Origin of the sequence: Candidatus Nitrotoga fabula (assembly GCF_905221025.1) — a bacterium.
GTDB classification, from domain to species: domain Bacteria; phylum Pseudomonadota; class Gammaproteobacteria; order Burkholderiales; family Gallionellaceae; genus Nitrotoga; species Nitrotoga fabula.
Genome location: NZ_CAJNBL010000041.1, coordinates 1 through 24,565 on the forward strand (window position 1 = coordinate 1; position 24,565 = coordinate 24,565).

24 protein-coding genes and 2 tRNA genes are annotated in these 24,565 nt (G+C 51.1%); 18 read left to right on the forward strand and 8 right to left on the reverse strand.

Translation table 11 applies throughout. From position 1 onward, the window contains the following. Positions 1-110 precede the first annotated feature (110 nt). Complete coding sequence (locus KJA68_RS08960) at positions 111-302, reverse strand: hypothetical protein (RefSeq protein ID WP_213036601.1); 192 nt, start codon at positions 300-302, stop codon at positions 111-113. 284 nt (positions 303-586) lie between these two features. Here KJA68_RS08960 and KJA68_RS08965 point away from each other — a divergent pair, with 284 nt between their 5' ends. Beyond that, positions 587-1,591: a bile acid:sodium symporter family protein gene (locus KJA68_RS08965; protein ID WP_246487136.1), complete on the forward strand. Its 1,005-nt coding sequence runs from the start codon at positions 587-589 to the stop codon at positions 1,589-1,591. A gap of 233 nt (positions 1,592-1,824) precedes the next feature. Here KJA68_RS08965 and KJA68_RS08970 read toward each other — a convergent pair whose 3' ends face one another. Continuing rightward, complete coding sequence (locus tag KJA68_RS08970) at positions 1,825-2,094, reverse strand: type I restriction-modification system subunit M N-terminal domain-containing protein (protein ID WP_213036603.1); 270 nt, start codon at positions 2,092-2,094, stop codon at positions 1,825-1,827. Positions 2,095-2,146: 52 nt separating this feature from the next. Here KJA68_RS08970 and KJA68_RS08975 point away from each other — a divergent pair, with 52 nt between their 5' ends. Next, a complete protein-coding gene (locus KJA68_RS08975; RefSeq protein WP_213036604.1) occupies positions 2,147-2,794 on the forward strand; it encodes a hypothetical protein in 648 nt (215 codons plus the stop codon). After that, on the forward strand, positions 2,748-3,173 hold the full coding sequence (locus KJA68_RS08980) for a hypothetical protein (protein WP_213036605.1): 426 nt from the start codon (positions 2,748-2,750) through the stop codon (positions 3,171-3,173). The genes KJA68_RS08975 and KJA68_RS08980 overlap by 47 nt, the downstream gene beginning before the upstream one ends. A gap of 139 nt (positions 3,174-3,312) precedes the next feature. On the opposite strand, the gene KJA68_RS11140 is transcribed toward KJA68_RS08980, so the two are convergent. From KJA68_RS11140 to KJA68_RS09000, 4 genes are all read right to left on the reverse strand, one after another. After that, complete coding sequence (locus KJA68_RS11140; protein ID WP_420887647.1) at positions 3,313-3,501, reverse strand: hypothetical protein; 189 nt, start codon at positions 3,499-3,501, stop codon at positions 3,313-3,315. Positions 3,502-3,707: 206 nt separating this feature from the next. After that, positions 3,708-3,938 (reverse strand): hypothetical protein, encoded by a 231-nt coding sequence (locus KJA68_RS08990; protein ID WP_213036606.1) that lies wholly within the window; start codon positions 3,936-3,938, stop codon positions 3,708-3,710. Between the two features lie 371 nt (positions 3,939-4,309). Further along, positions 4,310-4,385: transfer RNA gene (locus KJA68_RS08995), tRNA-Asn, on the reverse strand. A 162-nt stretch (positions 4,386-4,547) separates the two neighbouring features. Continuing rightward, the gene (locus KJA68_RS09000) at positions 4,548-5,741 is read right to left on the reverse strand and encodes a pyridoxal phosphate-dependent aminotransferase (RefSeq protein WP_213036607.1); all 1,194 of its coding nucleotides are present in this window, start codon (positions 5,739-5,741) and stop codon (positions 4,548-4,550) included. Between the two features lie 82 nt (positions 5,742-5,823). On the opposite strand from KJA68_RS09000, the gene uvrB reads away from it, so the two are divergent. Continuing rightward, positions 5,824-7,845, forward strand: a complete 2,022-nt coding sequence (gene uvrB, locus KJA68_RS09005) for an excinuclease ABC subunit UvrB (RefSeq protein ID WP_213036608.1) — start codon at positions 5,824-5,826, stop codon at positions 7,843-7,845. Positions 7,846-7,872: 27 nt separating this feature from the next. Continuing rightward, positions 7,873-8,385, forward strand: coding sequence for a low molecular weight protein-tyrosine-phosphatase (locus tag KJA68_RS09010; RefSeq protein WP_213036609.1), 513 nt, complete (start codon positions 7,873-7,875; stop codon positions 8,383-8,385). 98 nt (positions 8,386-8,483) lie between these two features. Here KJA68_RS09010 and KJA68_RS09015 read toward each other — a convergent pair whose 3' ends face one another. Next, entirely contained in the window at positions 8,484-11,105 is a 2,622-nt protein-coding gene (locus tag KJA68_RS09015) for an Rne/Rng family ribonuclease (RefSeq protein WP_213036610.1), read from the reverse strand. A gap of 396 nt (positions 11,106-11,501) precedes the next feature. Here KJA68_RS09015 and KJA68_RS09020 point away from each other — a divergent pair, with 396 nt between their 5' ends. From KJA68_RS09020 to KJA68_RS09030, 3 genes are all read left to right on the forward strand, one after another. Next, entirely contained in the window at positions 11,502-12,470 is a 969-nt protein-coding gene (locus KJA68_RS09020; RefSeq protein WP_213036611.1) for an RluA family pseudouridine synthase, read from the forward strand. A 253-nt stretch (positions 12,471-12,723) separates the two neighbouring features. Next, on the forward strand, positions 12,724-13,380 hold the full coding sequence (locus KJA68_RS09025; protein ID WP_213036612.1) for an HAD-IA family hydrolase: 657 nt from the start codon (positions 12,724-12,726) through the stop codon (positions 13,378-13,380). Between the two features lie 109 nt (positions 13,381-13,489). After that, positions 13,490-14,437 (forward strand): S49 family peptidase, encoded by a 948-nt coding sequence (locus KJA68_RS09030; protein WP_213036613.1) that lies wholly within the window; start codon positions 13,490-13,492, stop codon positions 14,435-14,437. A gap of 28 nt (positions 14,438-14,465) precedes the next feature. Here KJA68_RS09030 and KJA68_RS09035 read toward each other — a convergent pair whose 3' ends face one another. After that, positions 14,466-15,020, reverse strand: a complete 555-nt coding sequence (locus KJA68_RS09035; protein WP_246487137.1) for an arylesterase — start codon at positions 15,018-15,020, stop codon at positions 14,466-14,468. Between the two features lie 58 nt (positions 15,021-15,078). On the opposite strand from KJA68_RS09035, the gene KJA68_RS09040 reads away from it, so the two are divergent. The 10 genes from KJA68_RS09040 to KJA68_RS09085 all read left to right on the forward strand — a co-directional run bounded on the left by KJA68_RS09040 (position 15,079) and on the right by KJA68_RS09085 (position 24,499). Beyond that, the gene (locus KJA68_RS09040) at positions 15,079-15,747 is read left to right on the forward strand and encodes an ABC transporter ATP-binding protein (RefSeq protein ID WP_213036615.1); all 669 of its coding nucleotides are present in this window, start codon (positions 15,079-15,081) and stop codon (positions 15,745-15,747) included. After that, entirely contained in the window at positions 15,744-18,209 is a 2,466-nt protein-coding gene (locus KJA68_RS09045; protein ID WP_213036616.1) for an ABC transporter permease, read from the forward strand. The genes KJA68_RS09040 and KJA68_RS09045 overlap by 4 nt, the downstream gene beginning before the upstream one ends. 75 nt (positions 18,210-18,284) lie before the next feature. After that, entirely contained in the window at positions 18,285-20,015 is a 1,731-nt protein-coding gene (gene polX / locus KJA68_RS09050) for a DNA polymerase/3'-5' exonuclease PolX (RefSeq protein WP_213036617.1), read from the forward strand. Positions 20,016-20,271: 256 nt separating this feature from the next. After that, entirely contained in the window at positions 20,272-21,027 is a 756-nt protein-coding gene (gene tpiA / locus KJA68_RS09055) for a triose-phosphate isomerase (RefSeq protein ID WP_213036618.1), read from the forward strand. 28 nt (positions 21,028-21,055) lie between these two features. Beyond that, the gene (gene secG / locus KJA68_RS09060) at positions 21,056-21,406 is read left to right on the forward strand and encodes a preprotein translocase subunit SecG (RefSeq protein WP_213036729.1); all 351 of its coding nucleotides are present in this window, start codon (positions 21,056-21,058) and stop codon (positions 21,404-21,406) included. A 20-nt stretch (positions 21,407-21,426) separates the two neighbouring features. Further along, positions 21,427-21,511: transfer RNA gene (locus KJA68_RS09065), tRNA-Leu, on the forward strand. 108 nt (positions 21,512-21,619) lie between these two features. Continuing rightward, positions 21,620-21,976, forward strand: a complete 357-nt coding sequence (locus tag KJA68_RS09070; protein ID WP_213036619.1) for an NADH-quinone oxidoreductase subunit A — start codon at positions 21,620-21,622, stop codon at positions 21,974-21,976. Continuing rightward, positions 21,967-22,443 (forward strand): NuoB/complex I 20 kDa subunit family protein, encoded by a 477-nt coding sequence (locus KJA68_RS09075; protein ID WP_213036620.1) that lies wholly within the window; start codon positions 21,967-21,969, stop codon positions 22,441-22,443. The genes KJA68_RS09070 and KJA68_RS09075 overlap by 10 nt, the downstream gene beginning before the upstream one ends. 55 nt (positions 22,444-22,498) lie before the next feature. After that, a complete protein-coding gene (locus KJA68_RS09080; RefSeq protein WP_213036621.1) occupies positions 22,499-23,140 on the forward strand; it encodes an NADH-quinone oxidoreductase subunit C in 642 nt (213 codons plus the stop codon). A 105-nt stretch (positions 23,141-23,245) separates the two neighbouring features. Continuing rightward, positions 23,246-24,499: an NADH-quinone oxidoreductase subunit D gene (locus KJA68_RS09085; RefSeq protein WP_213036622.1), complete on the forward strand. Its 1,254-nt coding sequence runs from the start codon at positions 23,246-23,248 to the stop codon at positions 24,497-24,499. The last annotated feature ends 66 nt before the right edge of the window (positions 24,500-24,565 follow it).

Here is a 24,565-nt window from a genome sequence, read left to right on the forward strand (position 1 = left end):
GGCGTCCATATAAGGGCTTCCCTAGGTGTGCCGGGAATTAACATAAAGGCGTCTTATGCAAAGCGCAAGCGCCGGGAAGGCTCCCGCCCTCCGGGTTCGCATAAGTTCCTTTATGTCTTGCGCCCGGTCCGGGTAAATCCCGCCACGCAAGTCAAAGTCAACATCCCTCTCCTGCGTCGAGGGGCAGCAAAACGGGGCTGGTAAAGCGCCGCCCCTTCGCTTTTTGCTGCCCGGTCGACTGCGCGTACTGTTTGATGATTTCCGCTCGGCCTGTCCGGCTGCGCGGCTCCTTTCCCGCTCATTTTCCATGCTTCCCATCCACCCCAAGAAAGCCTCTACCTGTCAATGAAAATTTTACGGCAGGGTACTGGGAATTTAAATATAGTCCGGTAGTTTCCAGCCTTACAGGCCAGATCCAGATTAACATTGGATGCAGGAGGATTTTATAGTGATGCTATAATTTTAGTTTTGGTGCCGTGGACTCTTGGGTTTCAGTTGAAAGTCGTTTCATTGAAAACAGAAATGATTATCTAAATTGATATTACAATCGTTATCTAAGTTACTCCACCGTCATTTGCTCTGGTTTTTGATCGCGGCATATGTCATTGCCGTGGTCTTTCCCGCCCCTGGCCTGTGGATCCGGAATGTTTCCTTCGGCGAACTTACCCTCTACCAGCAGAAAACAAACTTGTCGCTGCTGATGGTGATGCTTGCCATGCTGATGTTCAACGCAGGGCTGGGGTTACAGTTCTCCCAGTTAAAAAATATCCTGCGCAAGAAACATGTATTGCTGGCTGGCCTGGCGGCAAACGTAGCCATCCCGATTAGCTATATTTTTGGCGTTACGATGCTGATGCAACTATGGAGCGATCCGGTAGAAGCCCAGTATGTTCTCGTCGGCATGGCGCTGGTTGCCGCCATGCCCATTGCCGGAGCCTCCACTGCATGGGCACAGAATGCAAACGGCAACCTGGCTTTGAGCCTGGGCCTGGTTTTTTTCTCTACCGTCTTCAGCCCCATTGTCACTCCAGCCTCATTCAATATTTTTAGCGAGATGGCTTCCGAGGAATTCGAGCGCGTCTTGCAGGGGCTGGCGGCATACGGCTCCGGCGCCTTCCTCGGGCTGTGGGTAGTCCTGCCATCCCTGCTGGGCATCGCGTTGCGCCGGACCGCCAGCGAAAACTGGCTTAGCGGATACATGCCTTACCTGAAGCTCGTCAACAGCATGGTCTTGCTATGTCTAAACTACTCCAATGCCGCCGTATCTCTGCCGCAAGCCATGGTGGAGCGGGACTATGATTTCTTGGTTATCGCAATGGCTGTTTCCGCCGGGCTATGCCTTACCCTGTTCACCGCCGGTCATGGTTTAAGCCGGCTATTCAGGCTAGACCAAACGGAGCGCGTTTCGCTCATGTTCGGACTGGGCATGAATAACAATGGAACCGGGCTGGTGCTGGCATCGCTGGCTTTATCCGCCTACCCCAATGTCATGGTGCCGGTCATTTTCTATAATCTGGTCCAGCATATCATGGCGGGAATTGTGAACGAGGGGATGAACAGAAAAACGGTTCGTCTCAACCAATCTGGCTAGTCATCATCTGTTTTGGACAGGATCCCCAGGATAATGGCAGCTACCAACATGATCCAAACCATAATAAATTCGTTCTCCATTTTACGGCACCATATCATTATGATTTATGGATTGTACCCATTGAAAATGAACTATTTATTACACCAGACACTGATCTGACATATCAGGCAGATGGTTGGCAGGCAGGCCAGATCCGCACAGCAGGTTTATGATTCCCAGCCGCCGAGGGTGATTCATAAAAGATTGCGGCTTGGTCCCGTGCTTAATAGAGCGTCTCGCACCTGCAGGCTGGACATGTAGTGGAGTCTGCGCAACCCCCGGCAGTGATCTGATTTATCCTCGTCGCTGAAGTCTTGGCTTTTTGCGAAGCGCACCAATTTGTCGGAGAGGTATTTGTAGAAGATGAAGCCGAGGATGTAGTCCTTGTATTCATTGGCCTCGATTTGGGAGCGCATCTGGTTTGCGGATTCCCAGATTTTGGCGGCGAGTTGTTGTTTGTTCATAGTGGAGACGTTTTAAAGTTATCTGCTAGAAGCTTGGTTGTTGTGGTCCACGATGGTTCTCGCAAAAGCAACGGAGGCCGCTGCACATATTCATTCTGACCTGTCTTTAGAAGAAATGGATAGACGTGAAAAAGCAATCTATATTTTGCATGAGCGGATTGGCCAGCTAGTAGGTCAGCTTTCGAGCCATGCGACTCAGCTGGGTTTCCCATTCGATAGCACTCCTGTAGCCATCACAAATATGGTGACAATGGGGTACATTGCTTCTGCGCTTCCCAAGGAACTGGCGCCCACGCAAGACGCCGCCACCTTCACCCAGCGTGCGGCACAATTTTTTACTTTGTTTGACAACGGCCCCACCCCAGAAATCAGCGCCGCGCTGTTGGCCAAGGGGCATGAAGGGCGCATTTACAAGCACCGCAATGGTTATCGTTTTACTTATCTGGGGGCCACCAAATCACGGCAAACCGGCCTGTGGGAAGACTATTGGCGCGCCCGCTATAACGGAGCATCCCCACCCCAGTTCCAGTGCGCTGATGGCCCTGCTGGACGACATGGCCAGCGGCAAATCAGCGAAAACCGTGGTCGAGCAATTTATCCACAACCCCAGCACATCCAAAGACTGGCGCTACTACTTGGCCAAGCATGCAGCCATGCGCAGCACGCAGCTAGAATTTACCGGGAACTATGTGATTGCTGATGGAGCGGGTTACGCTATTTGCATTCCCAAGAGCGACTTTTGCGACGGCCGCAGTTACCACTACGATGCATATCTGTTGGCGCTGGTACAAGAAGCTGGCATTGCACCAGAGCATATCGACAATGAAGGCCGGCCGCGCTGCTTTCCTGGCGATCAAATCGAAGAACGTCACTTGAAGCTGCGCCGCAGCGGGCTGCAGATCCGGTGCCTTGAAGGCGGCTGGGGTCTGAGCAACTTGTCCACCCAGACCGATCAACGCCAGGCTTTTGACAAGGTGGCCAGCAAGTACTTGGTTTCCAACGGTATCTGCGCCATTCCCCAAGCGAACGGTGTCGATACCGAGGATCGCATTGAGATGGGGGGCGGCGCTGCTGCGTGACTTGGAGATTGCGGGGTTGTAGTTGTGAAGGCGTACTTCAGGTTGGCGTAAACGCCCCGCGTCTGGAGAGAACTAGACGAGTGGTTGCGCTACCGTCTGCGGGCAATCCCACTCAATACTTGCTGCCGACGACCATTCCCTAACTATCTGTCGATTCTCTTGCAAAGCTGCGAAGCCAGGGTTCCAGGTGGGCGATGTCGAAGGTGCATGATTCGAACATCTGAATTATCTCGGTGTGAATCTGCATTGGTGGGCGCTGCAGATGCCAGCCATTGATTCTCAGGAACACATCGGCAGCTACGAAAGCGACACGCTTGTTGCCATCGATAAAAGGGTGGTGACGCCCAGACTTTCCATTAGCGCGGAAGTTTCGGCCACAATATCCTTATAGTAACCGGTTTGCGGTCTATATAGAGCGGCTTCGAGAGCGCCAGGGTCGCGTACGCCCATGATACCGCCGTAACGCTGGATTAGGATCGTGTGTATTCCAATTACATCTGCTACGGTTAGGAAATCTCGTTCACCCATCGCTGCTTATTTGGCAAGCTCACGGTAGAGAGTGTCAAATTCATCCAGGCTGGATGCGAACGATGTCATCACATGCCGGCGTGGACGTTCTTTTTGATGGCGGTCAATGTAGTCACGCAGGGCTTCATCAAGTACAGCTTGAAACTGGCGTCCTTGCGCTTCGGCAAGCTGACGAAGAGCTGCCAGCACCTCAGGTGCAGCTTGGGAGGAGAATTTTTCGCGAATAGAGGCACTCATGGCAAATTCCATCATGATTTATCTTGATGTTATATCTTAATGCAAGATATGTTATATCTTAATGCAAGATGATTAAATACGCCATTTCAGTTTGTAGTATATTTAAATTCCTTTTAGAGCGCTCATTGCAGCCCATAGCATCCTAATTTGTTTGCATTAAGTCGCCACAGCACCAGGAATTTTGAAAATTACCGCATGTAAGTCTTGGCTCAGTGCGGATGGAACGGTGTAATTAACCTGGTCGGATGAATGTTCATCCCCCGTTAATTGGGTAGAGCTAGTCTTGAGAGTTTTTACTGATGCAAAAGTAACCCCAGTGTAACCCTGAAATTAAAAAGCACTATTGAAATTATCGCAAGTGCTTAAATACTTGGCTCCCCGACCTGGACTCGAACCAGGGACCTGCGGATTAACAGTCCGTCGCTCTACCGACTGAGCTATCAGGGAATTGATGAGACCGATATAGTAATGGTTGTAGGCTTTTCAGTCAATAGTGAGATGCTGCAATCTCATGGTTGTTGTTAAATTTGGGTAATTAAAATTTGGTTTTTTTCCAGTATAAAGTATGGGCATAAAAAGTATTTTCTTGCAATTTGCGCAGAAAAAGAATCAAGTCAATGCCCGGGAGATGCGAGCCATTGCATTTTGCAGGTTTTCCATGGAGGTGGCGAAAGACAGGCGAATATAGCCTTCGCTGCCGAATGCAGAGCCAGGCACGATGGCTACCCCGGCTTGCTCCAGCAGATATTCGGATAACGCAACGTCCGAGGCTTCTTTGATGATGTTTTTCTGGTGTAACCGGGCTATCGCCTCACGGACGTCGGGGAATGCGTAGAAGGCTCCTCCGCTTGAAACGCAATGGACGCCGGGAATACTGTTCAGCGCATCAACGATGAACAGGTGTCTTTCGCGGAAGGCACGAAGCATGGGCGTGATGCAGTCCTGGTTGCCATTCAATGCCGCTTCTGCGGCGACCTGAGAAATGGAAGTGGGGTTGGAGGTGCTTTGGGATTGCACGTTTTCCATCGCGGTGATGAGGTGTTCCGGCCCTCCGGCATATCCTATGCGCCAGCCTGTCATGGCATAGGATTTGGATACGCCGTTCAGAACGATCGTGCGCGGATACAGGTCGGGGCAGGCGTTCAGGATGTTTACGAATTTCTCGTCCTGTAGCGCGATGTGCTCATACATGTCGTCCGTTGCGATCAATACCTGAGGATGCTGGCGCAGTACTTTCCCAAGTGCCCGTAGCTCTTCGAGGCTATATACTGCGCCTGAAGGGTTGCTGGGGCTATTGATGACTACCAGTCTTGTTTTGGGCGTGATGGCGGCAGCCAGCTGCGCCGCGGTCATCTTGAAATTTTGCGCGATTCCCGCCGGAACGATGACTGGTTTGCCTTCGGCAATGAGAACAATGTCCGGATAGGATACCCAGTAGGGAGCCGGAATGATGACCTCATCCCCAGGATTGATCAGGGCGAGCGCCAGGTTGAAAAAGCTTTGCTTGCCACCGCAGGAAACCAGGATCTGTCTGGGGGTATATTCCAGGTGGTTGTCGCGCTTGAATTTGGCGATGATGGCTTGTTTCAGCGAGGGGGTGCCGCCGACCGCGGTGTATTTGGTGAACCCCTGGTTGATGGCTGCGATGGCGGCATCTTTGATGTGCTGCGGGGTATCGAAATCTGGTTCGCCAGCTCCCAGCCCGATAATGTCCTTGCCTTCCGCCTTTAGTTTGGCAGCCCGTGCAGTAACGGCGAGAGTGGGGGAGGGTTTGATTGCCTGCACGCGTTTCGAAAGTTCCAAGATGGTATCCTTATCAATTCAGAGTAAACTGTCCTGTTTTTAAAATGTATTTAATTATATTTTATCTGTTTGAAATTATACCGTGATTAAGAATTTTCCCAATAGCCCATATTTGCTGCACCAGCCGTTTGATCCGGCGGGAGATCAGCCTGCCGCAATTGCGCAGCTGGTGGAGGGTATAAATGCAGGCCTGTCATTCCAGACACTGCTTGGCGTAACCGGTTCTGGAAAGACATTCACCATGGCGAATGTGATTGCCCGGCTTGGGCGCCCGGCCATTATCATTGCACCCAATAAAACGCTGGCAGCCCAATTGTATTCTGAGATGCGGGATTTTTTTCCGGAAAATGCCGTTGAATATTTTGTTTCCTATTATGATTATTATCAGCCTGAGGCTTATGTACCTGCGCGCGATATGTTCATCGAGAAGGATTCCAGTATCAACGAGCAGATCGAGCAGATGCGTCTATCGGCCACCAAATCCCTGTTAGAAAGGCCCGATGCGGTTATTGTAGCCACTGTCTCGGCTATCTATGGTATCGGTGATCCGGTAGATTACCACGGCATGGTGTTGCATTTGCGCGAGCATGAGAAGCTGGAAAGGCAGCAAGCCATCAAGCGGCTTACCGAAATGCAGTATGAACGCAACGATGTGGAGTTTTCGCATGGCCATTTTCGTGTGCGAGGCGATGTGATTGATATTTTCCCGGCTGAAAACAGCGAGCATGCATTGCGCCTGACGATGTTTGACGATGAAGTGGAAAGCCTGTCACTTTTTGACCCGCTGACCGGGCATATTCTGAACCGCGTGCCGCGGTTTACCGTGTATCCATCCAGCCATTACGTTACGCCACGCAGCACAACGCTTCAGGCCATTGAGACGATCAAGGTGGAGCTGGCCGAGCGCATCTGCTTTTTTCAGCGTGAAAATAAGCTGGTGGAAGCGCAGCGCATTGAACAGCGAACCCGTCACGATCTGGAAATGCTGAATGAAATTGGATTTTGCAAGGGCATCGAAAATTACTCGCGCCATCTTTCCGGGCGCAAGGCAGGTGAGCCGCCCCCCACACTGATTGATTATCTGCCGCCGGATGCGCTGATGTTTATTGATGAAAGCCACGTTACTATTCCGCAGATCGGGGGGATGTACAAGGGGGATCGAGCGCGCAAGGAAAACCTGGTCAATTACGGATTCAGGCTGCCTTCGGCGCTGGATAATCGGCCATTGCGTTTTGATGAATTTGAGCGGGTGATGCGCCAGACCATCTTTGTTTCTGCTACGCCGGCTGATTTTGAGGCAGAGCACAGCGGGCAAGTGGTAGAGCAGGTGGTGCGTCCGACGGGGCTGGTCGACCCAAGGATCGAAGTCAGGCCGGCCTTGCATCAGGTGGATGATTTGATGTCCGAGGTGACCTTGCGCACGGCCAGAGGAGAGCGGGTGCTGGTGACCACCCTTACCAAGCGCATGTCTGAAGATCTGACCGATTATTTTACCGAGCATGGCATCAAGGTTCGCTACCTGCATTCTGATATCGAGACCGTGGAGCGCGTGGAAATCATCCGTGATTTGCGTCTTGGCGTATTTGACGTGCTGGTGGGGATTAACCTGCTGCGCGAGGGACTGGATATTCCCGAAGTGTCCCTGGTTGCCATTCTGGATGCGGACAAGGAAGGTTTTCTGCGTTCTGAACGGGCCCTCATTCAGACCATAGGTCGCGCTGCACGCCATATCAATGGATGCGCAATACTGTATGCCGATAGCATGACCAGGTCTATGCGCCGGGCGATTGATGAAACGGAGCGAAGGCGGCATAAACAGTTATTGCATAACGAGCAGCACGGCATTACCCCGCAGGGCGTGCAGAAACGCATCAAGGATATTATCGAGGGTAGCTATGAGCCTGATGCCGCCCGCACGCAACTGAAAGCGGAACAGGAGCGGCAAAAATATCTGGCGATGAGTGAACGTGAACTGGCCCGGGAAATCAAGCGCCTGGAGAAGGAAATGTTGCAGGCAGCCAAAAATCTTGAATTTGAACGTGCCAGCGAATTGCGTGATCAGCTGAAGAAGTTGCGGGAAGGAGCGTTTCTGTCTCCGCTATAAGGCAAAAAATTTGCGTGATACCTTACAATGAGCTTTTGTTCGTTGTTTGAGGTGCTGCAATTGAAGAAAACCAGAGTATTGTTTTGTTGTCTTGGGAATATCTGCAGATCGCCTACTGCAGAAGCGGTGTTCAGGGTGCGCGTTGAAGAGGCCGGACTGGGGCAGCATATTGAGATTGATTCTGCGGGAACGCATGATTTCCATATCGGAAAACCGCCGGATACACGCACTCAGCGTGCGGCCATGAAGCGCGGGTACGATATGAGCGGGCTGCGTGGCAGGCAGGTTGAAATTTCCGACTTTTCCCGTTTTGATTATGTGCTGGCCATGGATCATGCCAACATGGAAAATTTGCAACGATTGTGCCCGCAAAAGGAACAGGGACGTTTAGAACTGTTTCTGAAATATGCAAGCCGGCATGGCGAGCGTGAAGTACCGGATCCGTATTACGGCGGAGAAGAGGGTTTTGAGCGCGTGCTGGATATGGTGGAGGACGCGGCAGAGGGGTTGTTACGGTATATCCGGCAGGCCTCTGGCTAGCGGTTTCTGGTGATGTGGCTTGGTAGCTGGAATAAAAAGCCGCACAGCATGCTGTGCGGCTTTTTATCCGGATAACTGTATAAGCAGACAGTTACAGATCAGTTCGCCGGATGCTGAGTTTCAATCTGGATCAGCGGTTCGCTGTTTTCCATGCTGTAAACTTCACGGGGCCGCGAGCGGCGGCGGGACACCGGCGGTGGGGGGGCATCCTGAATGGCGATGGTCTTTGCACGCTTGGCTGCATCGGTTTCGATCTGCACTAAACCAGTTTCATCCCTGGTAGTGGCAAGACCCTGTGCCGGCACTGAATCCCGTTCAACGGAATTAATGGATCCGATTTTTTCCGGTACAGATGCTGCTTCGACTTGGAGCGTTGCAGGTGCATGCTGAATATCCTCAGCAGGCTTGGCCGGACTGATTTCAGGAGATACCTGGACTGGCGTGATTGCCGGTTCCGCCGGACTGCTTGCAGTGCTGGCCTCGCTCTGTGAGTGAACAACCTGTTTCAGCGAAGGCTGGACGGGTTGTATATTCTGCGTGCCTTGCGATGTGGCCGGTTCGAGCGGCTGTGCGGTTTCCACTGGCTTGATTTCTATCTGTTGTACAGCTTCAGGCTGTGCAGCCTGCTGTTCACTGGATAAATGACCGACTGCCTGTTGCTGTTCGCGGCGTTCGCGTTCGCGCTGCCCTCCACGCCGGCCGCGCTTGCGTCCGGTACCTTGGCCACTTTCTCCTGTGGGTGCAGTCGGAATGGGTGCAACCTTCGCAATGCTTTCAATGACTGCCGTTTCTACCGGCGGGCGTGGCTGGCGGGGAGGACGTTCTGCACGTGGTTCCTGGGTCTTGGCAGGAGCAGCCTGTACCGGTTTTTCCGTACGCGGTTGAGATTCCTCGCGGTCGCGACGCGGGTTACGCTGGCGGTTGCCTTCAGTCCGGTTGGTTTCCTGGCGATTTCCTCCCTGATTCTCGCGTTCACGTCGTGGTTGCTGAGCGGGGCGCGGTTTGGCGGCTGGTTTTTCGGGTGCTGGTTCTGCTCCCAGCGTTTTGAGCCAGTTTAACAGCCTGGTAAAAATAGAAGGCTCAACTGTTTCCCTGCCGGATCTGACCGGGGCGGGCTGAGGCGGGGTGATGCTTTGAACGACGGCCTTTGGACGCGGAGGCTTGGTTTCCTGGCTGGCTTTGGAGGTAACCTGGTTGGATTCCGGAACTGCTACCAGTTTGTAGCTGGCCTGCTGGTTCTCAATGGTCATGTCGTCCTGCCGCAAGCGTGTTACCGTGTAGTGCGGAGTTTCCATATGCGCGTTGGGGATCAGCATAATGGTTACTTTCAGCCTGGATTCGATCTGGTGAATCTCGGATCGTTTTTCATTCAGCAGGAAGGTGGCCACATCTAATGGCACCTGTACATGAATGGCGGCACTGTGTTCTTTCATTGCTTCTTCGCGGACGATGCGCAAAATATGCAAGGCAGAGGATTCGGTACCCCGGATATGGCCGATACCGTTGCAGCGGGGACAGGTGGTGTGGTTGCTTTCCTCGAGACTGGGCTGCAGTCGCTGCCGTGAAAGTTCTAGCAGACCGAATCGCGAGATTTTTCCGGTCTGCACGCGCGCCCGGTCATAGTGCAGGGCATCGCGCAGGCGATTCTCAACTTCGCGCTGGTTACGGGAGCTTTCCATGTCGATAAAGTCAATCACGATCAGGCCGCCCAAATCGCGCAGGCGCATTTGCCGTGCAATTTCTTCCGCAGCTTCCAGATTGGTATTGAGGGCAGTTGATTCTATATCCGTGCCGCGTGTGGCACGGGCGGAATTGATGTCAATAGCAGTTAGTGCTTCGGTGTGGTCAATGATTATGGCGCCGCCGGAGGGAAGGTTTACCTGGCGGGCATGCGCGGATTCAATCTGGTGCTCTACCTGGAAGCGCGAGAACAGGGGAACGTCATCCTGGTATCTTTTAATTACATTGACATTGTTGGGCATGACCGTGCTCATGAAGGCACGCGCCTGCTGGTAGATGTCGTCGGTATCAATGAGGATTTCCCCGATTTCCGGGTGGAAATAGTCGCGGATTGCGCGCACTACCAAGCTGCTTTCGAGATAGATCAGCGAGGGTGCTTTTTCAGTTTTTGCCGCGCTTTCAATGGCTTCCCATAATTGTCGGAGGTAGTTCAGATCCCATTGCAGTTCTTCCAGATTCCGGCCGATTCCGGCTGTTCTGGCAATGATGCTGGCCCCGGGAGGAATTTCAAGCTGTGAAAGGATGTCGCGCAGTTCGTTGCGTTCTTCGCCTTCGACGCGGCGCGAAACGCCACCCCCGCTTGGATTGTTTGGCATCAACACAATGTAACGGCCGGCCAGGCTGATGTAGGTGGTGAGCGCGGCTCCTTTGTTGCCACGCTCATCTTTTTCTACCTGGACGAGCAGTTCCTGGCCTTCGCGCAATGCTTCCCGGATACTGGGGCGGCCGCTGCCGTCGTAATTCAGGTAATTGTCGGGTGAAACCTCCTTGAATGGCAGGAAGCCGTGGCGGGTACCGCCATATTCGACAAAGGCTGCTTCCAGGCTGGGTTCGATACGGGTGATGACTGCCTTGTAAATGTTACTTTTGCGTTGCTCTTTTCCTGCGGATTCAATGTCTAGGTCAATTAATTTCTGACCGTCAACAATGGCGACACGAAGTTCTTCCGCTTGTGTCGCATTGAATAACATGCGTTTCATTATATTTTCTCCCGCGCTCTGACACGGGCAGAACAAATCCAGACATAGTTAACCGCTTGCGAGGAGGCGAATAAGGGCCATGCAATTTTTGCTGATATGGCGATGTCGATGTTTGTTCAAGATATTATTCTCTGTTATTAGCTTGTTACTAATTGCAGGTGCCGCCGATGCGTTGGTTTTCGGGGCGACACGGAGAAAATCAACAGGTGCTTTGAGCGCGTAAATCAATTACTATCACTGCTTATCCCGGTGAGTGACATTAACCGGATAGCGTTTACGGGGCGGCGGCATGGTTGCCTGCTCGTCACTTATGGGGAATTTACATCCCATTTTTCCGTTAGCCAGTACGCGTTACATTAGGAATACCCGAACACGTTATTGTAGAGTATAAGCATATTGGAACATTTACGCAAAGAATCTGTATTTTGGACAAATATTGACGAAGGTAGTTGTGGTCAGCGCATAGATAATTTTCTATGCAAATTTCTCAAGGGTGTGCCCAAAAGTCATCTTTATCGCATTTTGCGCAGCGGGGAGGTGCGCGTCAATAAGAAACGTGTTGACCAGAATTATCGCCTGCAGGCTGGCGATCAGGTTCGTATCCCGCCAGTCAGGGTGGCAGAGGAGCGAGCCCGCGATTATGTCCCGGCGCTTGAATTTCCTGTTCTGTATGAAGATGAAGCGCTGCTGGTGATCGCTAAACCAGCCGGGGTTGCGGTTCATGGCGGAAGTGGAGTCAGCTTCGGGGTGATTGAGCAATTACGTAGCGCCCGGCCACAAACCCGGTTCCTGGAACTGGTTCATCGCCTGGATCGTGAAACGACGGGCGTTCTTCTCCTGGCAAAGAAACGCTCTGCCCTGGTTCAACTGCACGAGCAGTTCCGGGAAGGGAAAAACGACAAGCGTTACCTGTGTCTGGTGGCGGGAAACTGGCAGAATTCCAGGCAGCACGTGAAATTGCCTCTGCATAAATTTATTTCCCGGGATGGCGAGAAGAGAGTGATGGTGCGGGACGATGGTCAAGCTGCACATACCATTTTTACCTTGCAGAGAAACTGGCCGGGTTATAGCCTGCTTGAGGCAGAGTTGAAAACCGGGCGCACGCACCAGATTCGTGTGCATTTGTCTCATTTGGGTTTTCCTATTGCGGGTGATGACAAGTACGGCAATTTCAGCGGGAACAAGCTGCTTGCCAAACAGGGCTTGAAGCGCATGTTTTTGCATGCCTGCAGTATTACTTTTGCCCATCCGCTAACCCAGGAAATTTTGCGGCTGCGGGCACCCCTGCCCGTTGAGTTGCAGCGCTTTCTGGACAGGCTGGACAGAAATGATTTGTCACCGGTGGATGCCAGTCGGTGCAAGTGAATCTGGTTTTGTTGCAGCATCAGGGTTGATCTATCACTTCAACAATCATTTCCGGGGGGTATTTTCTACTTCAGCCTTGGCTGACAGATGCGAATTTTTCCAGAGAGCATACGCAGCCGTGAAAACATGTCATGTTTGCTCCCGATGGGCTTTTTTTTCTCATAAAGCTGGATCGTATCCGGATGGGGCGTGCATGGAAGCGTATTCCTGACAAAAATGCTAGAATATATCATTGAATTTTTGATTGAATTACATGGCAAAACGTTATGATTTGATTGTGTTTGATTGGGATGGCACCGTGATGGACTCGACCGGGGTGATTGCTGGTTCTATTCAGGCAGCGTGCAGGGATTTGGGTTTGGATGAGCCCAGTGATATGGTCTGCAAGCATGTGATCGGGCTCGGGTTGCATGAAGCTTTGCGCCAGGCCGTTCCGGGCGTGCCTGAGAGTAAGCGCGGCGATCTGGTAGAACGTTACCGTCATCATTATCTTTTGCAGGATGGCACCCTGTCGTTGTATGAAGGGGCGGTCCAGACCATTACAGAATTGCATGCTGCCGGTCACTGGCTGGCTGTTGCAACGGGGAAAAGCCGGATCGGTCTGGAGCGTGCCATGAAGACCAGCGGAATGAAGCCATTTTTTCATACGACCCGGACTGCGGATCAGACATTTTCCAAGCCGAACCCGGCAATGCTGCTGGAAATAATGGATGAAATTGGAATCGAGGCAAGACGTGTACTGATGGTGGGGGATACTACTCATGACCTGCAGATGGCTCGTAATGCAGGAGTGAACGCAATTGGAGTGACGCATGGAGCGCATCCGGCAGAGCAATTGCTTGCCATGCAGCCCTTGGCATTGCTGGATGATTTTACGGGTTTGCGGTCGTGGTTCAAGGAGCATGCATGATCAGGGCCGTGCCGGACGTTACTGTATATGTTGCATAAACGTATAGTTTATGGGTGTGTGTGGTTGGTTTTATGTATTCAGGGCACAGCCTAAATGTTGAGGGACAATAATGTTAGAGCAAGAAAATAACTGGGAACGCGGTGTGCTGGAGAAACTCGCGATGTCCGCTTTGCAGGAGCAACGTCGCGCACGTCATTGGAGTATTTTTTTCAAAATTCTGATGTTTGGGTACTTGGGCATATTTCTGTTCTTTCTTGCCGGCTGGATTGGAAATGCAGGTTTGACGCGAAGCGGAAAGCATACGGCACTGGTGGATATGCATGGCGTGATTGCAGCAGAAACTGCAGCGAACGCGGACAGCGTCATATCCAGTTTGCAGGATGCCTTTAAGGATAAGCATACCCAGGGCGTGATTCTGCGGGTGGATAGCCCCGGAGGTAGTCCGGTGCAGTCTGGTTATATCAATGATGAAATCTTGCGCCTGCGCGCTAAATACCCGGATATCCCATTATATGTGGTTGTTGAGGATATATGTGCTTCTGGATGCTATTACGTGGCTGCTGCTGCAGACAAGATTTTTGTCAACAAAGCCAGTCTGGTGGGATCCATTGGCGTGCTGATGGATGGTTTTGGTTTTACGGGTGCGATGGAAAAGCTGGGGGTTGATCGGCGTCTGCTGACGGCAGGCAAGAATAAAGGATTCATGGACCCGTTTTCTCCTGTCAATGAAGGGCAGAAGGAGCATGCTAAAAAAATGCTTGCGGATATCCACCAGCAATTTATTGAGGTTGTAAAGCAGGGTCGAGGTCAGCGCCTGGCTTCATCCCCGGATTTGTTCAGCGGTTTGATTTGGACCGGGAAAAAAAGCATCGAGCTTGGCCTGGCAGATGAAATGGGCAGCCTGGAAAGTGTGGCACGTGATGTGATCAAGGCCGAGGATATTGTTGACTTTACAACCCATGAAGGTCTTACTGAGCGTCTTGCAAAGCGTTTTGGTGCAGGGATGGCAAGCGGGTTGCAGGAATTGATTGCACAGACTGAAATCAAGTTTAGATAAATTCAACTGGCAGAAACGAAAATTAGCCTTAAAGAAGCAGTTTTAGCCTGGCCAGGATGGTTTGCATGATCTGCTTTTGTGCCGAAGCGGTGGGGTGCAAATTGTCGGCCTGAAATTGTTCCGGTTGTATATTGTCCAGCATGAACGGCACAAGTTCTATGCGGTGGCGTTGCGCCAGCCTGGGGTAGATTGCCTTGAACTGACTGGTGTATTGTTTTCCATAGTTTGGTGGGATCTGAATTCCAACCAGCAGTACTTTTCGGTTGCTTTTCTCTGATTGCCGGATAATAGAGCTTAGGTTGGCTTCGATATCGGCAATGGGTGCGCCTCGCAGGCCATCGTTAGCGCCGAGTTCAACAATGACAATGCTTGGGGAGTGCTGGCGCAGGGCATAAGCGATGCGCCGACTTCCTCCGCTGGCAGTTTCGCCGCTTATACTGGCGTTTACCACCTTGTACTGGGGATAAGTGCGCTGTAGTTCCTGCTGCAACAGATGGACCCAGCCTGAGGTCCGAGGCATTCGGTATGCCGCAGACAGGCTATCGCCAAATACCAGTATGGTTTGCTGCTGTGCGTTACTCACACCGTACAGCAGACAGAAAACAACAAATAAAACGGTTTGTAGGAAAGCGGAGTATTTCATGGCATTCATTTTGCAGGCGATTGATCTGGGTAAGCAAGTAGAAAGCGGGGGTCAGCCCCTCGTCATTCTCAACAATATCAGTTTTTCTGTCGAAACAGGGGATAGTCTGGCTATTCTAGGTGCTTCCGGCTCGGGAAAATCCACACTGCTTGGGCTGTTGGCCGGACTGGATGTTCCCAGCAATGGTACCGTGTACCTTGACGGGGTGGATATTTTTTCTTTTGATGAGGATGGCCGTGCCCGCATACGTGGACGACTTGCAGGTTTTGTCTTTCAGTCTTTTCAGTTATTGCCAGCGCTGACCGCGTTGGAAAACGTCATGTTACCGCTGGAGCTCCATGGTTTGGCAGATGCGCGCGAGCGGGCAACCGCCGCCTTGCAGCGCGTAGGCCTGGAGGCGCGTCTTGGCCATTTACCCAGGCATTTATCGGGAGGTGAGCAACAGCGCGTGGCTATAGCGCGCGCATTTGTCGTACGGCCAAAAATTTTGTTCGCAGATGAACCCACGGGTAACCTGGATGCTGTTACCGGTGGCCAGGTGATTGATCTCATGCAGGAATTGAATAGTGCGCAGGGCACAACCCTTATTCTGGTGACGCATGACAAATCTCTCGCGCAAAAATGCGGGCGCCAATTGCATCTTTCGAATGGACGGCTTGTGTCGTGAATATTTGGCTCCTTTCATGGCGTATGCTGCGGAGGGACTGGCGTACCAGGGAATGGCGCGTGCTGCTGATCGCTCTGGTGCTGGCGGTAGGAAGCATTGCGACTGTAGGATTATTTGCTGACCGTGTCAGTTTAGCGCTGCAACAGGAGGCCACCAGCCTGCTGGGCGCTGATCTGCGCCTGGTTTCTTCACGTCCATTTTCATTAGCGTACCGTGTCGAAGCGTTGCAACGGGGGTTGCGTGTGGTTGAGACCACCAGTTTTCCGAGCATGGTGGTTTATGGTCATAAAAATGTTCTGGTGGAAATCCAGGCAGTGGAAGAAGGCTATCCGCTGCGCGGTAATATTGAAATTGTTGAAGGTGTCACGCAGCATCCTGCACAGGGTATTCCAATACGTGGTACGGCTTGGGCAGACAGCCGGTTGTTGCAGCGCATGGAATTGCATGTCGGGGATAAGATTGGTGTCGGAGAACTGCAAATGCAGATAGCGGCACGGGTAGTGCGCGATGTGGATCAGTCTGTTGGTTTTGCCAGTTTTGCACCGCGCGCGCTGATCAATGCAGCAGATTTGCAGGCCACTGGCCTGATCCTGCCGGGCAGCAGAGCCAGCTACAAGATTCTGCTTGCGGGTGATCCGGCTCAAGTTTCAGGTTTTCGCGACTGGCTGCAAGGCCGGCTAAATACGGGTGAAAAAATTGAGGATGTGCGTGACGCGCGCCCAGAAACCAGAGCTGCACTGGAGCGCGCCGAACATTTTCTAGGATTGGCTGCACTTACTTCCGTAGTCCTGGCTGGGGTTGCCATGGCACTCGCTGCGAGCCTTTTCGTCAGGCGCCATCTTGATATTTGCGCCATGATGCGTTGCCTGGGGGCAACCCAGGCGCAGGTACTGCGTCTTTTTATCAACCAGTTGCTGCTGTTGGGTATGGTTGCCGTATTGTTAGGCGGACTGCTTGGTTACGTTGCCCAATTCATGCTGGTGAATTCAATTGAGAGCATGCGTGATGCGGCTCTGCCCCAGCCGGGGTTGCTTCCATTGTGGCAGGCAGCGGCCAGTGGAATGGTGCTTTTGCTGGGGTTTGCCTTTCTGCCTTTGTGGCAACTGAAAAATGTATCACCATTACGTGTGATTCGTCGTGAACTGGGTATGCCTCCGGCCCGCACCGGTATGGTGTATTTGACGGGCACTGCTGTTCTGGGTGCATTGTTTTTGTGGCAGGCTGGTTCAGTCAAACTTGGCCTGACTGTGTTTGCGGGTTTGGTTGCTGGCATGCTGTTTTTCGGCCTGCTGGCCTGGTTTTTTCTGCATGCCATGGCACGAGTGCATTTGCGCTGGAATCATGTTTTCTTGAATTTGGCCAGATATGCCCGCATCAATGCCCTGCAAATCGTGGCCTTAAGCCTGGGCGGTATGGCGTTGCTGCTGCTTACCTTTGTGCGTTCCGATTTGCTGGAAAGCTGGCGCGGCCGCATGAAGCCGGACACCCCGAACCGTTTTGTTACCCAGATCCAGCCAGACCAGCGTATTGCGGTTAAGGATTTTTTTGCAATGTGGCAGTTATCCGAACCGCGATTATTCCCCGTAATCCGGGGGCGTTTGATATCGATCAATCATCATCCTGTGAGTGGAGCCAATTACGCCGAGCCTCGTGCTCGTGCCCTGGTGGAACGCGAGTTCAATTTGTCCTGGTCAGATCATATGCCGGTTCATAATACGCTAATACGAGGGGAATGGTGGGAACGGGGAGACTCCTCAGTACTTTCGCTGGAAGAAGGAATGGCTAAAACGCTAGGTATCCGCATCGGTGATGTTCTTACCTATGATGTTGAGGGTGTTTCCTTGCAGGCAACAGTGACTAATTTACGCAAGGTTCAGTGGGATTCCATGCAGGTAAATTTTTTTGTGATTACGTCGCGAGATGTATTGGGAGATTTTTCAGCCAGCTACATAAGCAGTTTCTATTTGCCGCCTGACAAGAAGGACGCGGGAGATGCGCTGATTAAGAATTTTCCCAACCTGCTGCTGATTGATATGGATACGGTGATTGAGCAAGTGCGTCAGGTGATAGACCAGATCGCCCGAACGATGACTGCGGTATTTCTGTTTACGCTTTTGAGCGGTTTGGTTGTTCTTTATTCTGCGATTCTTGCAACGCAGGATGAGCGTGTTTATCAGGCGGCTATTTTGCGCACACTGGGAGCCAGTCGACGCTATTTGCTACGCTTGTATCTGATCGAGTTTGCGGTTCTGGGTGGCTTGAGCGGGTTTTTTGCCGCAGCTGGCAGTGTCTTGCTAGGCTGGGTGCTGGCGGTCAATGTTCTGGATATTCCTTATCATTCTCATGCTTTGATATGGTTGGCCGGGGTGGGCGGCGGAATTGTCACTGCAACGCTGGCCGGGTGGCTGGCTACGAGACATGTGGCTTATACGCCGCCATTGCAGGTGTTGCAATCTGTATAAAACAGGCTCACTTTATTTCATGGGGTTGTTTTTTTCTGAATTCAGGAAGGATTTAAAATTCTGGGGAGGAATGCCATGCCAGTACATAATGCCGACCTTGCTGCCATATTCGAAGAGATAGCCGATCTTCTGGAAATCCAGGGGGCAAACCCTTTCCGTATCCGTGCGTATCGCAATGGTGCCCGTATTTTGGGCGATTTGCCCCATGAGGTACGCTTGCTGGTGGAGCAAGGAGAGGATTTGACCCGATTGCCTGGTATTGGTGTGGACCTGGCAGGAAAGATCAACGAAATTATTTCTACCGGCCGTTGCAGTATCCTCGAACGATTGCATAGGGAGTTGCCACCGCACATCAGTGAATTATTAAAAATACCGGGGCTGGGACCAAAGCGTGTCAGGGTTTTGTACCATGATCTGGATGTGCAAACCATAGAACAGTTACGTCGTGCCGCCAAAGATGGACGTATTCGTTCGATTCCAGGTTTTGGCGAAAAAACCGAACTCAATATACTGCGGGCCGTGGAGGCCCATGCAAATCAGTCGCGGCGCATCAAGCTGGCAGTAGCTGCCCAGTACGCGGAATCAATATGCGTCTTTCTGAGGTCGATTCCCGGGGTGCAGCAGGTTGCAGTAGCAGGCAGCTTCCGACGCATGCGCGAAACGGTTGGGGATCTGGATATTCTGGTCATTGCTTCATCCGGCAGCCGGGTAATGCAAAGTTTTACAGGTTATGACGAAATAGCCACAGTGTATTCTGTTGGTGATACGCGGGCCAGCGTTCTTCTTAAGTGTGGCTTGCAGGTTGACCTGCGCGTGGTCGGACAGCATTGTTATGGTGCAGCATTACATTATTTTACCGGCTCCAGAGAACATGGCATTGCCATTCGCCGAATAGCGCAGCAGCGTGGCCTGAAAGTAAATGAATATGGGGTATATCATGGATTCAGGCGTGTCGCCGGAGACAGTGAGGAATCGGTTTATCAGGCCGTTGGTCTGGCATATATTCCACCCGAATTGCGCGAGGATCGTGGTGAAATTGAAGCTGCCCGTGCTGGGCGTTTGCCCCATCTGGTCGAGCTTTCGGATTTGCGCGGCGATTTGCATGCCCATACGACTGCTTCCGATGGGCATGATAGTCTGCATGATATGGCCTTGGCAGCCAAGGAGATTGGCCTGGAGTATCTGGCCATTACTGAACATTCGCGTCGTCTTGCAGTAGCGCACGGCCTGGATTCATTGCAGCTTGCGAGACAGTGTGATGAGATTGACCGGCTGAATGAGCAGCTATGCGGCATTACTCTGCTTAAAGGGATTGAGGTGGATATTCTTGAGGATGGTGGGCTGGATTTGCCTGATTCCGTGCTGGCACGTCTTGATATTGTGATAGGTGCGGTGCATAGTGGTTTTGACTTGCCGCGTGCGAAACAGACTAAACGCATTTTATGCGCCATGGATCACCCTAATTTTACCCTGCTTGCTCATCCATGTGGTCGTCTCATCGAGCGCCGGGCTCCGTATGATGTAGATATGCTGAGTATTATTCGCCATGCCGGGAAGCGAGGCTGCTTTCTCGAGTTGAATGCTCATCCGGAACGTCTTGATTTGCTGGATATCCATTGTCAGATGGCCAAGGAAGAGGGAGTGCTGGTGAGTATAAATTCGGATGCACACAGCGTATTTGACTTTCATAATTTGCGGTATGGCGTTGGACAGGCGCGTCGTGGCTGGCTGGAGAAAAAAGATGTTTTGAATACCCGGTCGCTTACCGATATAAGATCGTTGCTCAGGCGTACAATGTCAGTGTGATGAATATTGTATTTTCAGGTTTTCTCAGTAAGAAATCGTTTGGATAGGTGTATTTTACGGGAGCGGTTTTCTGAACGGTTTTTCAGTATTCGCAATGCAAAATTTTGAACAGGCGGTGGGTGTGAGGGAAAAGCTGATTGCAGGCATGGGAAGGTATTTCATTCGCATAGTGTTTGAAGGGTTAGGGTGAGATTGACCGTTTGTATTTTCGCGGGTACGATAGCTGTCTTCGCTGTTTTGAAAGGCAAGTGTAAAAATGCAACGCAAACTCATTATCGGTAACTGGAAGATGAATGGGACGCTGGCAAAGAATGAGGCTTTGCTTAAGAAGCTGACGGATGGTGTAACCGGGATGTCCGGGATGGATTGCGCGGTATGCGTGCCATTTCCCTATCTTGCACAGACGCAGGCATTGTTGCGTGGTACTTCCATAAAATATGGGGCACAGAACGTGCATCAGGCTGAGAAAGGCGCTTATACTGGCGAAGTTTCGGTTCACATGCTGCGTGATTTCGGATGCAATTACGTGATTGTCGGACATTCTGAACGGCGCACCCTGTCGGGAGAAAGCAGTGGGCTGGTGGCGGAAAAATATGCGAGTGTCCAGAAGGCAGGGTTGACGCCCATTCTTTGTGTTGGTGAAACCCTGGAACAGCGCGAAGCGAACATGACAGAAACCGTGGTCGGGGAGCAGTTGGCTGAAGTCATCAAGGTACGGGGCGTGCAGTCATTCCGTACGGCAGTCATTGCTTACGAGCCTGTCTGGGCGATAGGGACGGGCAGGACGGCTTCACCGGAACAGGCGCAAGAAGTACATGCCTTCATTCGTAAAAAGATTGCCGGATTTGATGAGGATTTTGGCCATGCTTTGTGTATACTTTACGGAGGTAGTGTAAATGCTTCCAACGCAGCCGAGCTGTTTGCCATGCCAGATATCAATGGTGGGTTGATAGGTGGCGCATCGCTGGTTGCCGAGGATTTCCTTGCCATTTGCCGAGCGGGTACGAGCTAAATTTAAATTTGATATTCTGGGGTGGTCTGTGGAAATTTTTGTCTGGGTTGTGCATGTTTTAGCAGCAATTGTGCTGATCGGACTGGTATTAATGCAACATGGGAAGGGTGCGGATATGGGAGCCGCATTTGGTACCGGGTCGGCAGGGAGCGTGTTTGGCTCTAGCGGATCGGCCAATTTTTTGAGCAGAAGTACCGCAATAGCTACAGGGATCTTTTTTGTTACCAGTATGTCGTTAACTTATATTTATGCTAATCCATCAAAATCACATGGCGTAATGGATCGGCATGATGTATCGAAGCCAGTTCAGCAGCAAGCTGTACCCGCTTCGTCACCCGGCGATGTCGGGAGTTCGAAATCGCAAGAAATACCAAAATAAAATTAAAAATTTATTGCAATGCCGATGTGGTGAAATTGGTAGACACGCTAGCTTGAGGGGCTAGTAGCGAAAGCTGTAGCAGTTCGAGTCTGCTCATCGGCACCATTAATTAAAACACTAAACCAAAGTTGTCTGGCTCTGGTTCGTAAATACTGGGAATGCATTCTTCGCGTCCGGTTTGTCCAGGCGCAAATATAAGGGTGGGAGATTCAGATGTTGGAAAATTATTTTCCGGTACTGCTGTTCATAATTGTTGGCCTGGTGATGGGCGTGGCGCCTATGCTTCTCGGTGGTCTGGCAGCACCGCATCGGCCAAATAGTGCCAAGCTTTCACCCTATGAGTGTGGTTTCGAGGCCTTTGAAGACGCGCGTATGAAGTTTGATGTGCGATATTATCTAGTGGCTATTTTGTTTATATTGTTTGACTTGGAGATTGCCTTTCTTTTTCCATGGGCAGTGGTTCTTAAAGAAATAGGATTGTTCGGATTTATTGCCATGGTTGTTTTCCTGGCTATCCTCGTAGTTGGATTTATCTATGAGTGGAAAAAGGGAGCATTGGAATGGGAATAGAAGGAGTTCTCGAAAAAGGGGTGGTAACTACATCACTTGATGTTCTTATCAATTATGCCCGGACCGGTTCGCTTTGGCCCATGACTTTTGGTCTGGCATGTTGCGCGGTAGAAATGATGCAGGCTGGCGCTTCGCGTTATGATCTGGATCGTTTTGGTATTACGTTTCGACCCAGTCCCAGGCAATCGGATGTTATGGTGGTGGCGGGCACTCTTTGCAACAAGATGGCACCTGCGCTGCGCAAGGTATACGATCAGATGGCTGAGCCACGCTGGGTAATTTCGATGGGCTCCTGTGCCAATGGTGGCGGTTATTATCATTATTCCTACTCTGTCGTTCGGGGTTGTGATCGCATTGTGCCTGTAGATGTTTATGTGCCAGGTTGTCCACCGACAGCAGAAGCCCTGTTATATGGGATTATTCAGTTGCAAAGTAAAATCAGGCGAACCAACACGATTGCTCGATAAGCCAGAAAAAATATAAAGTTACTGAAATCTGATGTGTACTATCCTGGTGTGAAATATGTCTTCTGACTTGAACCTTTTGGCTTCTAACTTAAACACGGTTTTCTCTGGCAGGATTGTAAGCCTTGTGAATTCTCTGGATGAACTGACTATGGTCGTTCAGGCTAGGGATATGCTGCATGTGCTGTGCTGCTTGCGGGATGATCCGGCTTTCCGGTTCGAGCAGTTGATGGATCTGTGTGGAGTGGACTACTCCACATATGGAAGTGCTCTTTGCGAAGGCGGGGTATACCTTAGAAATGACGATGTTCCTGATGCGTACCCTTTGCGATTTGCCATCGTATATCACTTGTTGTCCCTGGCACATAATGTTCGTTTAAGAGTTCGTGTGTTTGCTGAAGATAATGATTTGCCTGTGTTGGATTCCGTGGTGGGTATCTGGCCGTGTGCTAACTGGTATGAGCGGGAGGCATTCGATTTGTATGGGATCGTGTTTGCCGGACATCCAGATTTGCGCCGTATCCTTACCGATTATGGTTTTGTTGGTAACCCCTTCCGTAAGGATTTTCCATTGTCCGGCCATGTCGAGATGCGCTACGACCCTGAGCAGCAGCGCGTGATTTACCAGCCAGTATCAATAGAACCGCGTGAACTTGTTCCCCGAATCATTCGTGAAGAACATTATGGTGGCGGCAAATGAAAACCGGAAATTTAATTCCCAAGCGCATGGGTACGTTGTCTGAATATTGGCAATGGTTTTTGGGTTTTTCCATCTGTGCAAAAATCACGGGAGAAGGTTTGAATCATGGCTGAAATAAAAAATTACACCATGAATTTTGGTCCTCAGCATCCTTCTGCTCATGGAGTATTACGTTTGGTCCTGGAGCTGGATGGTGAGGTGATTGAGCGCGCTGACCCGCATATCGGGTTGCTGCATCGCGCAACCGAAAAGCTGGCGGAACACAAGACTTTTTTGCAATCCCTTCCCTATATGGATCGCCTCGACTATGTGTCGATGATGTCCAATGAGCATGCCTACGTGCTTGCGTTGGAAAAACTTCTGGCCATTGAAGTTCCCTTAAGAGCACAGTATATCCGGGTAATGTTCGATGAAATTACCAGGATCATGAATCACCTTCTGTGGCTGGGTGCTCATGCCCTGGATATAGGTGCAATGACCGTCTTTTTGTATGCTTTCCGTGAACGGGAAGATCTGATGGATGTGTATGAGGCTGTATCTGGTGCACGAATGCATGCTGCGTATTACCGGCCGGGAGGAGTATACCGGGACTTGCCCGATTCCATGCCCTTATATCAGGCATCCAAGATTCACAATGCCAACGCGGTAAAACAACTGAATGAAAATCGTCAGGGTTCTCTTCTTGATTTCATTGAAGATTTTTCAAATCGCTTCCCAACATGTGTAGATGAATATGAGACATTGCTAACCGACAACCGGATATGGAAACAACGTACAGTCGGTATTGGCGTTGTGTCCCCGGATCGAGCACGGGCACTGGGTTTTAGCGGACCAATGTTGCGCGGTTCCGGTATTGTCTGGGATCTGCGCAAAAACCAGCCTTATGAAGTGTATGACCGTCTTGATTTTGATATTCCTGTCGGTGCCGAAGGGGATTGCTATGACCGCTATCTGGTGCGTGTGGAGGAAATGCGCCAGTCAAACCGAATAATAAAGCAATGCATAGCCTGGCTGCGCCAGAATCCTGGTCCTGTGATAGTTGAGAATTATAAGGTGGCCCCTCCAAAACGGGAATCCATGAAGCAGAACATGGAGGAGCTAATCCATCATTTCAAGCTGTTTACCGAGGGTATGCATGTTCCTGTCGGAGAAGCTTATGCTGCAGTTGAGCATCCCAAAGGAGAGTTTGGTATTTATTTGATTTCCGATGGTGCGAATAAACCCTACCGCATGAAAATACGTGCTCCAGGTTTTGCACATATCGCTGCGCTTGATGAAATGTCGCGAGGCCATATGATTGCTGATGTAGTGGCGATTATCGGCACGCAGGATATTGTTTTTGGTGAAGTTGACCGTTGATGAACCTCTCTGGCGCCATATCTGATCATTCTCCATCGAAGAGCCGTGCATCGGATGTTTTTATGA